Below are 13646 nucleotides of genomic sequence, written 5' to 3' on the forward strand. Positions count from 1 at the left end.
GGTTTAGATGTTTTCTTTCATTTTTTTAGGTCGAAGAAATGCCCACTTGGTTTCAGCCGTAAGGATGGCGATAAAGATAATTACACAACCCCAAAACATCTTCATCGTGAATAGTTCCTTTAATAGTATGGTGGAAAGGATACTGCCAAATACGGATTCAAGACTCAAGATAATGGCAGCATGGGTGGGCGTTGTGTACTTTTGCGCTACATTTTGAATCATGAAAGCCAGCAATGTGCTAAACACACCAAGATACAGGACGGATAGTATCGCATCCACTGGCAAATTTTGTGGGGCTGTCTCAAGAAATAAAGAGGCAGCGAAGGATAAGACAGCAGACACCCCCAGCTGGATGATGGTTAAAACAATGGGATCATGGTGCTCTGCAAAATATCCGATTGAAACAATATGACAAGCAAAAAAGAATGCACAAATCAAAGTGAGAAAATCGCCCAGATTGATAGTAAGGCTTTCGCTTAGGGTAAGAAGGCCAATGCCGCAAAAGCAAAGGAAGGCGGCCGTCAGGTTGTATTTATCAGGTCGAGTTTGCTTTACCATCCAGAATAAAAAAGGCACGATCACCACGTTGGTACCCGTTAGAAATGCTTGTTTACCAGCTGTTGTATATTGGAGGCCTACGGTTTGGGCGGCAAAGGCCACAAATAAAAAGAGGCCAATGATGGCTCCGGCTTTCAAATCTTGAAAGGTGCAAGCTTTTAAACGTTTATAGAAAACCATAGACATCAAAAGGAAAGCAATCGTAAATCGGAATGTCATCATATAATAGGGAGTAATGGTATTTAAAGCATGCTTCGTTGCCACGAAACCACTGCCCCATATCAAAGCCACAAGAAGCAGGGATAAGTCCGCATAGAGATTTTTATTCTTTTCTAACATAGATGATGTCCTCCTTCAGTTTGTCAGGGATGTACCCATATCATTTTTATTATAATATAATTATATAAAGTTGTATATGAAACTTATGGAGATAATAAAGTGCAAAAAGTAGAGAACAGGATTTCCTGCTCTCTACAAATGATGAAGTCAATAGGCTATAGAATTGTGTCGAGTCTTTCCGGGTCAAAGCCGACCACGTATTCTTCATCAACCTTGATTACCGGCACGGCCATAATTCCTTTTTGCATTAATTCTTTGCGGCCTGCTGGATCAGCAGAAACATCTACCTCGTCATATTGAACACCCTTCTGCGAAAGATACTCCTTCGCTGTTACACAATGAGGTCATGTTTTTGTCGTAAATACTGTAACTTTTTTCAAAATAAGCGCCTCCGTTTCAACTGTTTAATGATTGAAAAATACTTATATATTTATTATTTCTAGAATCATTTCCGTTATCCTTCTTATCTTGAGAATTCATTTGAAAGTCATAGGCAATACTGATATAATAATCTAGCTTTATGAAACAGATAACAGATTGAATAGGGCGGGTGAAAAATATGAAGCACATGCATTTGAAGGATCGAAATTTTTATAAAACCATGTTGGCCATTGCACTGCCTATATCATTTCAAAATTTGATTTCATCCTCCTTAAATATGGTAGATACCGTAATGATTGGAAGACTTGGTGAAACACAGATTGCAGCTGTAGGCTTGGCGAATCAGCTGTTTTTCTTATTCATTTTATTGATGTTTGGTATCAACAGCGGCTGTGCCATTTTTACTGCTCAATTTTGGGGGAAGAGGGATATTGCCAATATTCGCCGGGTATTGGGACTTGCCTTGGTTTCAGGCGGATCCCTTAGCTTGGTATTTGCTTCTGCTGCATTTTTTATTCCTCAGCATATTTTAAGATTGTTCACTATGGATGCTGTAGTTGTTGATTTAGGGAGTCAGTACTTGAAAATTATTTCTTTTAGTTATTTGATTACAACCATTAGCTTTGCCTACGCTTTTGCATCTAGAAGCATAGGACAAGCAAAGCTGCCCATGGTGGTGAGTGCTATATCCCTATTGACCAATACCTTATTAAACTATTTATTAATATTTGGAAACTTCGGGTTCCCGGCAATGGGTGTTCGTGGTGCAGCCCTTGCTACGGTCATTGCCCGCAGTGTGGAGATGATTTTTCTTTTAAGTATTATCTATAAGCAGGGAGACGTTTTGGCAGGCAAGATACGTGAGTTATTGGATTTTGGGTTTGACTTCGTGAAACGTATTTATCAAACAGCAATTCCAGTGATTTTGAATGAAGGTATTTGGGCATTGGGAATGACCATGTATTCTGTAGCATATGCCAGAATCAGTACCGATGCTGTAGCATCCATTCAAATAGCAAATACGATTCAGAATATCTTTATGGTGGTAGCTATGGGCTTAGGGAATTCTTGTGCTGTGATGCTGGGCAATGAGATTGGCGCAGGTCACAAAGAGAAAGCCATTACCTATGGAAATACATTCATCTTATTAGGCACATTATTGGGTGCTGCCATAGGCGGTCTATTGGCTTTGGTTGCGCCATTTATTCTACAGTTTTTTAATGTTTCTCAAAGTGTTTATGAGAGTGCCTATTGGATTTTGATGGTAATGGGTTTTACCATGGCGATTCGAATCTTCAATACGATACTAATCATAGGTATTTTCCGCAGTGGTGGAGATACAAAATTTTCACTGTACCTGGAAATGGGTAGTGTATGGCTAATAGGTGTTCCACTGGCTTTTCTAGGGGCTCTTGTTTGGCATCTTCCCGTTTATTGGGTGTATGGGTTAATTTCCATAGAAGAGCTGCTGAAAGCAGTTCTTGGCTTTCCAAGGGTATTATCAAAAAAATGGGTGAGAAATGTAGTTGAACATATGTAAAGGGCGCTCTTTGGGCGCCCTTTACATATGTTCTAAATTTTAAACTGCTGTACCATTTGAGTTAATCTCTCTGCTAACGCTGCTTGTAATCTGGATACAGATGAAATATGTTCAAGACGGTCAACTGCTTGGGAAATGTTGCTGGATATTTCTTGAGAAGCAGCAGTGGTTTCTTGAGAAGCTGCAGAAATAGATTCTATGGCAGTTCCCACCTGTTGCGTGACATGGTCGATGTTTTCAATATTGGTATTAAATTCCTTAATGAGTTCATGAATAAACGCTGCATCCTTTCTATACTGAATACCTGTTTTTACAAGACTATCATAGTCGTGCGATACTTTTTCGTCGATAAAAAGCAATAGTTCATTGGCATTGAGGGATAAGTTCTCGAAGGCTCTATAAACTTGTTGAATCACAGACTGGATGCTGTTAACGGTTTTAGAAGACTCATCTGCCAGCTTTCTTACTTCTTCAGCTACTACGGCAAAACCTCTTCCATGCTCTCCAGCACGGGCGGCTTCAATGGCAGCATTAAGGGCTAAAAGGTTGATTTGTTCTGAAATCGCTGAGATCCCTTGGGTCATGATCTCTATTTCTTTTACAATCTTACCTGATTCGATGGCATCAAGAATCTTGATCTGTTTTTCCTGGTAAATGCTTTCTGCAGCTGCCTTAGACTGTTCTGCTTCTAATTTCATAAGCTCAGCTCGATTTTGGATTTCTACAGCGGATAGGGTACCTTCCCGTACTTTTTGTACTAGGCTGTTGGTGGTGTATGTAACCTCTTGGGAGGATGCACTGACTTGTTCAAGGGCGGCACTGGCATCTTCTGTACCCTTAGAAATACCTTCTGTTGCCCCATCGACATGCTGCATTTGGATAACTACCTCGTCAATGGTAGCAGATAGTTCTTGACTTGAAGCACCCATCTCAGATGAATTTTCAACAATTTCTCGTATAAGATATTGTGTATTCATGACAGATTTATTGAGGGCTGTGATAAGTAAACCTATTTCATCTTTACGGTCTATTTTTATCTGCTGGGTGAGGTCACCGTTTCCAAAATTCTCAGCAAACGCCAGTCCTTCCTTTAGCGGGTTGGTAATGACCCTCGTCAGTAAAATTCCAAAGGCCACGGCAAGGATGATTGCACTGAAGATTATGATGGACATGATCTTTACGGAATTTGTATATAAATCATTACTGCTGAAATGTATTTGTTCAGCAATACTTTCATTTAGCGATACCAAGTGATCAAGGGATTGCTGGAGCTTGTCCGCAGAACGCTTAATGTTATCAAAGGCTAAAACCGCACCGCTCATGTTGTTGTTTTCCACCAGTGCTAAATATTTACTCTGGGAATAACCATATTGGGCCAAATCCCCTTTAAATGCCTGTAGCAGCTGTTCTTCCTCGGGCGTGAGCAACGTGGAAGCATATTCTTTAAGTAATGTATCATTCTCAGATGCCAGTGGTCCAATGCTGTTCTTAATCTCAGAAACAGTGGTTTTGTTTTCATACATTAGTAGACTATATAAGTGGGTGCGGATGGATGTAATGTTATTCTGTATATCTCCGAGTATTTGAATCGGTATCAATCGATCATAATACATGTTGGCAATTCCTTGATTGATATTTTGCATATTTATAATTCCAATAAGACCTACCGTGCCGATTAGAATGGATAAAATGAGAAAGCCAGAGATGATCTTAATTCCTGTCTTTAAGTTGAAATACCATTTCATACGTGATGCCTCCTTTCGACATTATAAAATTGTAATTTTTTGAATATAAAAACAATTATAACTATTGTCAAGACAAATTACAACAAAAATTTTCATAACAAAGAAATACTTGTAAAAAGTTAGACATAGTTTTAGATAAAAATATTGTAGAATGTAATTTATAAAGGGATAAAGAAATGGTATGATGATAATAAGGAATTTCCAGGTAGAGGAAAGAAACTTGTAGGGTTATAATAAAGAAAAAATTTGTCTTCCAGATCCTTCATGTGTATGAAATTTTACAGATACATCGAACAAATAGTATTGTAATAAATCACTTCTAATAAGGCTTCAGGAAGTGTATAATTATTCAATAAATCAATATAAGACAATAAATGCGGCATAAGGGGGAGAAATATGGCATATCCAAAGTTGGAAATTAATCTTTCAAAAATCTACCATAATGGAAAGCTGTTGGTAGAAATGTGTGAAAAAAAGGGGATAGAGATTGCAGGCGTAACCAAGGTTTTTCGAGGGAATCCAGAGATCGCCAAAGTACTTGTGGACGCTGGTGTATCTATGCTGGCAGATTCAAGGATTGAAAACATAAAAAAACTCAAGGACATTGAAATTCAAAAAATGTTAATTCGGATACCTATGCTGAGTGAAGTTGAAGAATTGGTAGAGTATGTAGATATAAGCATTAATTCTGAACTTGAAGTAATGGACAAGATTTCTAAAGAAGCTTTAAGAAGGAACAAGGTCCATCAAATCATGTTGATGATAGATCTAGGCGATTTGAGAGAGGGTCTGTGGGAGGATGAGATAGACTCGACAGTGGAACAGGTCCTAATGATGAGGGGCATTCAATTGGCTGGATTGGGTGCAAATTTTGGATGCTATGGAGGGATTGTTCCAGAAAGGCATACATTAGAGAAACTGATTAATATAAAGCAGGGCATAGAGAAAAAGTATAATATTTCTATACCTTATCTATCTGGAGGAAATTCTAATAGTCTTCATTTGATTTGGGAAGAACAGATGCCGGAAGGAATCAACCATTTAAGGATAGGGTATCCCTTTGTGCTAGGCAAGGAAGATGTATATGACCAAGTGATTGAAGGCCTCTATGGTGATGCATTCCGGCTTTATGGTGAAATTGTGGAGATTAAAAATAAACCTTCGGTGCCTATTGGGAAGCGGGGGATTGATGCATTTGGAAATATGCCAGAATTTATCGATCGGGGAATCCGAAAAAAAGCGATTGTAGCCCTTGGAAGACAGGATGTTCGTTTAGAAGGAATTATGCCAAAGGATGACAATGTGACCATTCTAGGTGCAAGCAGCGATCACCTCATATTGGATATCACCGATACGGAGACAATCTATGGGCTAGGAGATATCATGGAGTTTACGGTGAACTATGGAGCCCTATTGGCCGCCATGACATCAGATTACGTGGAGAAGGAGATTATTAAATAAGCAGCCATTTAGCGTGATTTAGTATTGGAAAAAAATGTTGAAATGATCATCATGAAAAGCAGCGTAAAATGGTAAGACTACTGATAGGAGAGAAGGAGGATGATAAGTCTATGGAGAAGGAAAAATTTGTTCCGGAGATAACCACGGAGCTTCGGAAGAATATTATTCAGATACCTAGGGTTATTTCTATGGCTAGCGGTATTCGAATATTGGGCAAAAGGATAAAGTCCATCCTATTTTCAACGGATGTGGCAATTATCAAAAACGCCAATGCAGATGCTATCATTGCAGTATACCCTTTTACACCACAACCTGCTATAACCCAAGCAATTTTAGAAGTAGCACCGGTTCCTGTATTTACAGGGGTTGGCGGTGGATTGACCACAGGGCAGCGTTCGATTAATATTGCCCTCCATGCGGAGTTCCAAGGAGCCATGGGCGTAGTATTAAATGCACCGACGCCCAATGATGTGATCGTGGAGATGCGGGAGAGAATTGATATACCTATTGTGGTTACCGTGGTTTCCGAGAATGATGATATTGATGGAAGAATCCGAAGCGGGGTTGCAATCCTGAACGTTTCAGGTGCTGCTAAAACCGTGGATATAGTTAAACGAATTCGTCGAGACTATCCTCAATTCCCTATTATTGCTACAGGAGGCCCTACAGAAGAAAGCATCCTTGAAACCATCGAAGCTGGTGCCAATGCCATTACATACACACCGCCTTCAACGGCCAAGATATTTAGTCAAGTTATGAACAGATACAGAAGTATTGATGACATGTAAGCAATTTCTTTCTTGCTTATTTCCAATGCATCAATTCATCGATATAGTCAGCATCATATTCTTGGGTAGCAAGAAAGTTGATAAGGGTTTTATCAGGGATGCTGTTAGGATCTAGCGTCCCGCGTTTGATAAATTCTGAAAGAAATTTTTGTACATTTGATGGATAACTGTTTAAATCCATACAAAACCCTCCTGTTTTTCGATTTTACTTGAAGTATTATTCTATATGAATAATATCTGGAGTACATTCAGAAAATATTCTTAGTTGATTTGTTTTCAAAATCAAGAAAAGTATGCGGGAAAGGATGGATATAAATGGAGGATAGAAGAACAGCAGAGGAAATCATTCGCCAGATAAATGGTCTAGAGAAGAATAATGCCAATAATATCGAGTATGTGAGCAGTATCAATCTGTTGCTAACAGATGACAACAATGGAACGGTAAAGGATGCAAGGGTATCTGAGAAATTTAATGCTTTGAAAAAGACAATGGAAGAAGCTAACCAGTTAACCAAAGAATTTGTTCAGATGTTAAGACAACAAAATTAAAAATAGGTTTATCATGAAGAGCAAGGAAGATCCTTGCTCTGATTTTGTTTTTGAACATTTTGTTAACATAATTGTAGAAAGATGGGGCATAAATGCCGCAGATCAAGATCGAGATCCAGATTGAAACCCGTAGGAGCAGGATCATCCTGCCCTTCTTCTGCTGATCTCTTGGGTCTTCGGGTGGGGAAACCCGCGCCCCTACTGTCTTTACTCGATCTCAATTTTGATCTCGATCTTACGTCGCAGCATATATTTATTGTGCGATTCGTACATACAATGATCAACTTCATATTATTTGGTATCACGAGTAAATACGATACGACCATCGATGATGGTCATATGGTTTTTTGCATTGATATCAAAGGGATTTCCGTTAAAAATAGCTAGGTCTGCATCGAAACCCGGTGCAATTCTTCCTATACGGTCATCGCATTCCAATATTTCAGCAGGATGCAATGTGATGGTTTTCAAGGCATCTATAAGGCTCAAGCCCTCAGCTTTTGCAAGAATTGCGATTGTACGGAGCTGCTCGATGGAATTATAAGGATGATCAGTTATTAGGGCCACTTTAACACCCGCTTCAGCAAGTTCCAAGGCAGCACTATAATGTCTTTGCCTCAATTCCATTTTTATTCTTGGAGTGAGCATAGGTCCATAAGCTACGGGGACTTTTTTCTCGACTAAGTAGTCTTTGATCAAGTGAGCCTCGGTGCCATGTTCAATAATGAGCTTTTTTATATGGAATTCTTCTGCAATTCGTATGGCTGTAATGATGTCATCTGCCCGATGAGCATGGGCTCTTAATGGAATTTTGCCCTGCAAAAGGGGAATGACTGCTTCAAATCGCATGTTACGTTCTTTTATTTTATTTTTTTCTTTTCTAACCATATAATCTTGGGTTTTCATAAACAGTTCACGGATGAGAGATGTGATGCCCATTCGAGTAACTGGTGATTTACTGTTAACCCCATAAGTACTGATAGGATTTTCACCAAAGGAAACCTTTAGTCCAATCGGATTTTTTAAAATCATCTGATCAATAATTTTACCGAAGGTTTTAACAGCAGCACTTTGTCCCCCCACAACATTGTTGCTGCCAGGACCGCTCATAACAGCTGTAATACCAGAAGAAATAGCATCTTTAAAAGCAATATCCAAGGGGTTGATGCCATCGATGCCTCGAAGATGAGGTGTTACTGGGTCTGAGGTTTCATTATTATCAACACCAATTTTTCCAGTACCTTCTTCAATGATCCCCAAGTGGGTATGACAATCAATAATCCCTGGAAGTACATATTTTTCTTGCAGATCAATGGTTTTATGGATATTATCTTCTATACTGATCCGATCAGAAATCGTCTTTAATTTTCCCTCGGAGATTAGTATGTCTTTTTTTTGAGTCTTTCCTGTTTCTATGTCAAATAATAAGCCGTTTGTTAATAACATCGATTGCATTTTATCACCTCGTATATGCTATTATATGTGGAAGCCAGAAAAATTACACAAGCCCTAATGGACGTTGAAGTTTCAAATTTATAAAACCTATAAATATTCACAAAAAATTATAATTTTCCTAAAAGCAATTGACAGCTAATGGAAATTGTAGTATAATTTTATAAACTTATCTACTTATTTCTGTTCAATTTTTATTGGTTGTATACACAGCCTTTAGATCCCGCGTCATTTCTAAACATACGAAGCTTATTAAAAATTCTAATCAAAACCTATTCTTTTTTAATCGATGAGGATCATTATAAAATAAAATTGTTTATCCGCCTTAGTAAAGGTAAATATATAAAATAAAATTCGATATTCGTTATCATGTGAAAATCATTATCATGAAGTTAGTAAAATTTTTTACTGCTTTTATTCAAGAACTTTTGTCTTCAAGTCATTGTAGCTTTACAGGATTTTTAGAAAGGAGAGTTGAGGATGTTAGAGATTTTAAAAACCAACCAATTGGCAGAGAGTCTATTACATGAGGTTCATACGACGGCATCTCTTGCGTTTCATATGGAGATGCTGGGAAAAGAAAAGATGAATGAAGTAATGAAGCTTCAGGATATTGTGTATGATTATGTAGAGAATAAGGAAACCTATCACCCCAATACCCTTGAAGAGAATTATGATATATTAGATGCAGGGGGACATATCTTAGGTGTATATTTTAAGAGCCAGCTCGTTGCTTTTCGAATTATTGATACACCCGGACTAGGTGACCGGAATTTGGGAAAAGATTTAAACTTCTCTGAAGAAGAGCTATGGAAGGTTTCAATTTTTGACTCAACAGTGGTACATCCCGATTTTAGGGGACATGGTCTCCAATTTAAAACCCTGATGAGGAGCAAGGAAATTTTACTTCAACAAGGCTATCAACATGGTCTGGCTACAATATCTCCAAACAATCTATATAGTGTTCGAAACTTAATTAAGGCTGGTTTTGTCATTAAAGAAGTGAAAAAGAAATATGGGGCGATCGCTGATGAAATTGATGGGAAACTACGATATATTCTTTGGATGGATTTGAGGCAGAAAGCCGGAAAGCAGTACCAGCATGTTGTTCGTCTAGGAAACAGAGAAGTGGAAAAGCAGAAGCTATTTTTAAATAATGGATATGAGGGGTTTAAAATTGTATCTCATGAGCAGATTGACAATTTTACCATTGCATATGGAAGAGTATAAGTGAAAGGTCATAGGTGAGAAAGTATTTGCCTATGACCTTTTGTTGTTTTGTCATGATAGGTAAAAAGATGATTAAAAATGTTCTAATTATCTTGCATCATATGTAGTTTTGATTTTCATGGTATAGGAATTGGCTGGGAAAACAAAACTATGAGTAATATATATTTTGCGTAGGCTTGGAATTGGAATAGAAGAATGTAATAGAATCAGGAGGAATTTTATGAAGAACGTCATTGTTTTGGGAGCAGGTTATGCAGGTATTCAAGCAGCCCTTACCCTTCACAAAGGCTTGAGGAATGAAGACGTAAATATTATAATAATTGACCGTCACGACCGCCATACCCTGCTGACAGAGCTCCATGAAGTGGCTGGGAATAGAGTAGAGGAGAGCAGTGTATGCATTCCACTTAGAGAGATTTTTCAATATACCAAGGTACAAATGATTCAAGATGAGATTGTGAACATTGACTTTGAAAACAAGGTACTCCGATCCAATGAGCATGAATTCGATTATGATTATCTTATCATAGGCTGCGGCAGTGAACCCGCTTACTTTGGCATTGACGGAATGGAAGCCCATGGATTAACCCTTTGGTCTTTAGAGGATGCAAGAAGAATTCATAATCATATCCTACATATGTTTAGACAGGCCTCTAGGGAGACAAATCCTGAAAAGAGACAGGCTTACCTCAGCTTCGTCATTGGTGGAGGCGGGTTTACTGGCATCGAGATGGTAGGAGAGTTAATTCAGTGGGTAGATGTTCTTTGTAAAGAATATGAGATGGACCGAAAAGAAGTAAGACTCATCGTAGTGGAGGCTATGGGACGAATACTAACAGTGCTTCAGGAGAGTTTGGTTGAAAAATCGGTAAACTATTTGAAAAGGAATGGTGTAGAGATTTTCACTAATGCAGCGATTACCAAGGTTACGCCAACTCACCTAGAGATCAAAGATGGAACGATCCTTCCTACCAACACAGTAATCTGGACAGGGGGCATCAAGGCAAACAGCTTCTTAGAAAAGTTAGATTTGCCTGAGGTAAAAAGAGGTCGAATTGAAGTCAATGAGTATACCCAGTCTACCAAATATAAAGAGGTTTTCTTAATAGGAGACAATTCTTACTTCGTGACTGAAGAGAGAGAAGTATTACCACCATTGGTTGAGTCCGCTATGCAAACCGGAAAGGCTGCTGGAAAAAATGTGATTCGGCTTATGCACGATAAACCATTAGAAAGATGCACGCCAAAGTTACATGGAGTAATGGTCTCTATCGGAAGAAAGTATGCCGTGGCAGATACCATGGGATTTCGAACCTCTGGCATGATGGCCATGTTTATTAAACATATGGTAAATATTCACTATCAGTTTGAAGTGGCTGGATTTGAACAGGTGATCCGATATTTAAAGCATCAATTTATCCATGAACGAAAAGATGATCATTTTTTGAAAGACCATCTAGTACCTCGTTCCTATACTGCATTTCTAGTGATCATGCGCTTGTATCTAGGATATATGTGGCTGATGCAGGGAATAAAAAAATATCAAGAGGGATGGCTAACCAAAACCATTATTTATGCCCAAAGAATTGGACCCGCCCTTCCCGATGCCATTGCTAACCCTAGCCCAGCAGCGGATACATCGGCAGAGGCGGTACAAAAAGGATTAAATCTAATCGGCCAGAACACACCCTATTGGTATGCTTGGATTCTAGAAAATATCATTGTGCCCAATGCACTTTTGTTTCAAAATATGATTGTTCTAACAGAGATCGTCTTAGGTTTGGCATTTTTAACAGGAACCTTTACATTTATTGCAGCCTTGATTTCTATTGGAATGAATATTAACTTTCTATTCTCTACTGGACTCTATGACTATTGGTATATTGTTACGTCAATAGCCTGTATGGCAGGGGCAGGAAGATCCTTTGGTGTAGATCATTATCTGATTCCATGGCTGATGCGGCAGTGGCGATATATCGTACGAAATAGGCGATTGCGTTTGAATATATAGCTGAGAAACCTATAACTCTATGACAGGAGTTATAGGTTTTTTATTGTCACGTAAATGTTTTATAACTGTAAAAGTATGGAAATGATTTTGTAATATGGCGTTGATATAATAGGTGGTGTAGTAAAAATACAGTTATATATGGTGAGGAGAATGTGGATGATGAAGTTTAGAATACATATGATATGGCTTATGGTAACTGCTTTCGTAATAGTGTTATCAGTAAATACAACAAGGGTATTTGCTGATGAAGGTAAGCAATTCAAAGTGGTGGGATACTATTCGGAGATATTTGATGATCCCATAGACCAAACAGTGCAGTTTGATAAGTTGACCCATATTACATACGCATTTCTAATTCCAGCGGATGATGGGACGTTAATTGGCATCGAAAAACCTCAAAGGCTAAAGGAATTGGTAGAGAAAAGTCATAAAAATAATGTAGAGGTATTGATTGCCGTGGGGGGATGGTCTTATCAAGGTATTCCTTTGGATTCAGCCTTTGAGAAACTGGCAGCATCAGAGGATGCTAGAAATGAATTTATTGATAATGTTTTGGAATTTGTACATGATTATGACCTAGATGGGGTAGAGATAGATTGGGAATATCCTGATGAAGGTGTATCATCTCAAAACTATGAGAATCTAGTACTGGCATTGGGTGACGCACTGAAGGCAGATGGAAAATATTTAACAGCTGCCCTTAATGGAGCCTGGTCTAAAACGGAAGGTCCTTCTGTTTCAAGGGCGGTAACGGATGCATGCTTGAAGGCTTTTGATTGGATTAATATTATGGCCTATGATATGAATAATGAGCAGCATAGCCCCGTATGGTTTGCAGAAACATCGATTCGGTATTGGCTGCATCGAAATGTACCTAAGGAGAAAATTGTTCTAGGAGTTCCATTTTATGCGAAGCCTAGCTGGAAGCAATATAGACATCTTGTAGCGGAGAATAGGGAAAATGCCTACTTAGATTTTGCAAAAGGGGATCCTCTAGATTCTTATTATAATGGAATTCATACAATAAAAGCGAAAACTAGGGCAGCACTTCAATATGCTTCGGGCATCATGATTTTCGATATCAATGAAGACACCACCGATGAATTAAGTCTTTTAAAGGCAATCCATGATACGAAAGAATCGTTTTTTTCTCAAACATTTGGAGGATTTCAAGAAATCTACTTTCAATTGGAGGGAAGAGACTTAGCATTTATAGAGAAAGATGGCTTAGGTGTACCATATGTTGACGAAAATAACAGAACGATGGTACCTGTGAGAAAGGCATTGGAGAGTATTGGAGCACAAGTTGGCTTCCAAGAAGATACAAGAACTGTTATTGCACAGAAAGAGGGAATTATCCTAAAAATCCCCATAGATAAAAATTATATCATTTTGGACGGCATCATAGTTAATCTGGATACAAAGGCAGTTATGCGGGATGGAAGAACCTATGTACCTTTAAGATATCTGTTCGAGTCCTTTGGGTATGATGTAATATGGCATGGCGAAAGTAAGACAGTAATGATCAAGAGCCAGTAGTCGCTGAAGCATTTATGGTATAATTGATGTGATACGAAAGAAAGAGGAAAGGG

The 13646-nt window shown here is 38.5% G+C and carries 11 protein-coding genes and 1 pseudogene; 7 read left to right on the forward strand and 5 right to left on the reverse strand.

Annotated features, from left to right (window positions below):
* Positions 1–3: 3 nt before the first annotated feature.
* Together K0R93_RS01750 and K0R93_RS01755 are read right to left on the reverse strand one after the other, a co-directional pair.
* Positions 4–897, reverse strand: a complete 894-nt coding sequence (locus tag K0R93_RS01750; protein ID WP_300296671.1) for a DMT family transporter — start codon at positions 895–897, stop codon at positions 4–6.
* 155 nt (positions 898–1052) lie between these two features.
* A pseudogene (locus K0R93_RS01755) lies at positions 1053–1229 on the reverse strand (glutaredoxin family protein); the annotation flags it as partial.
* 227 nt (positions 1230–1456) lie between these two features.
* On the opposite strand from K0R93_RS01755, the gene K0R93_RS01760 reads away from it, so the two are divergent.
* Positions 1457–2818, forward strand: coding sequence for an MATE family efflux transporter (locus K0R93_RS01760; RefSeq protein WP_300296675.1), 1362 nt, complete (start codon positions 1457–1459; stop codon positions 2816–2818).
* 32 nt (positions 2819–2850) lie between these two features.
* Here K0R93_RS01760 and K0R93_RS01765 read toward each other — a convergent pair whose 3' ends face one another.
* The gene (locus K0R93_RS01765) at positions 2851–4563 is read right to left on the reverse strand and encodes a methyl-accepting chemotaxis protein (RefSeq protein ID WP_300296677.1); all 1713 of its coding nucleotides are present in this window, start codon (positions 4561–4563) and stop codon (positions 2851–2853) included.
* A gap of 396 nt (positions 4564–4959) precedes the next feature.
* Here K0R93_RS01765 and orr point away from each other — a divergent pair, with 396 nt between their 5' ends.
* Both orr and K0R93_RS01775 read left to right on the forward strand, forming a co-directional pair.
* Positions 4960–6024, forward strand: coding sequence for an ornithine racemase Orr (gene orr, locus K0R93_RS01770; RefSeq protein WP_300296679.1), 1065 nt, complete (start codon positions 4960–4962; stop codon positions 6022–6024).
* 110 nt (positions 6025–6134) lie between these two features.
* Positions 6135–6812, forward strand: a complete 678-nt coding sequence (locus tag K0R93_RS01775) for a hydrolase (protein ID WP_300296682.1) — start codon at positions 6135–6137, stop codon at positions 6810–6812.
* A 16-nt stretch (positions 6813–6828) separates the two neighbouring features.
* On the opposite strand, the gene K0R93_RS01780 is transcribed toward K0R93_RS01775, so the two are convergent.
* Positions 6829–6993: a hypothetical protein gene (locus K0R93_RS01780; protein ID WP_300296685.1), complete on the reverse strand. Its 165-nt coding sequence runs from the start codon at positions 6991–6993 to the stop codon at positions 6829–6831.
* 134 nt (positions 6994–7127) lie between these two features.
* On the opposite strand from K0R93_RS01780, the gene K0R93_RS01785 reads away from it, so the two are divergent.
* A complete protein-coding gene (locus K0R93_RS01785) occupies positions 7128–7361 on the forward strand; it encodes a hypothetical protein (RefSeq protein ID WP_300296687.1) in 234 nt (77 codons plus the stop codon).
* Between the two features lie 291 nt (positions 7362–7652).
* On the opposite strand, the gene K0R93_RS01790 is transcribed toward K0R93_RS01785, so the two are convergent.
* The gene (locus K0R93_RS01790; RefSeq protein WP_300296690.1) at positions 7653–8816 is read right to left on the reverse strand and encodes an amidohydrolase; all 1164 of its coding nucleotides are present in this window, start codon (positions 8814–8816) and stop codon (positions 7653–7655) included.
* Positions 8817–9293: 477 nt separating this feature from the next.
* Here K0R93_RS01790 and K0R93_RS01795 point away from each other — a divergent pair, with 477 nt between their 5' ends.
* The 3 genes from K0R93_RS01795 (at position 9294) to K0R93_RS01805 (ending at position 13593) form a co-directional block, all read left to right on the forward strand.
* Positions 9294–10043, forward strand: a complete 750-nt coding sequence (locus tag K0R93_RS01795; protein WP_300296693.1) for a hypothetical protein — start codon at positions 9294–9296, stop codon at positions 10041–10043.
* 220 nt (positions 10044–10263) lie between these two features.
* A complete protein-coding gene (locus tag K0R93_RS01800) occupies positions 10264–12054 on the forward strand; it encodes an NAD(P)/FAD-dependent oxidoreductase (RefSeq protein WP_300296695.1) in 1791 nt (596 codons plus the stop codon).
* A 156-nt stretch (positions 12055–12210) separates the two neighbouring features.
* Positions 12211–13593 carry a glycosyl hydrolase family 18 protein gene (locus K0R93_RS01805; RefSeq protein ID WP_300296698.1) on the forward strand — a complete coding sequence of 461 codons (1383 nt, stop codon included), beginning with the start codon at positions 12211–12213 and terminating at the stop codon, positions 13591–13593.
* Positions 13594–13646 lie beyond the last annotated feature (53 nt).

The organism is Anaerosolibacter sp. (genome assembly GCF_029240175.1).
In the GTDB taxonomy this organism is placed as follows: Bacteria; Bacillota; Clostridia; order Peptostreptococcales; family Thermotaleaceae; genus Anaerosolibacter.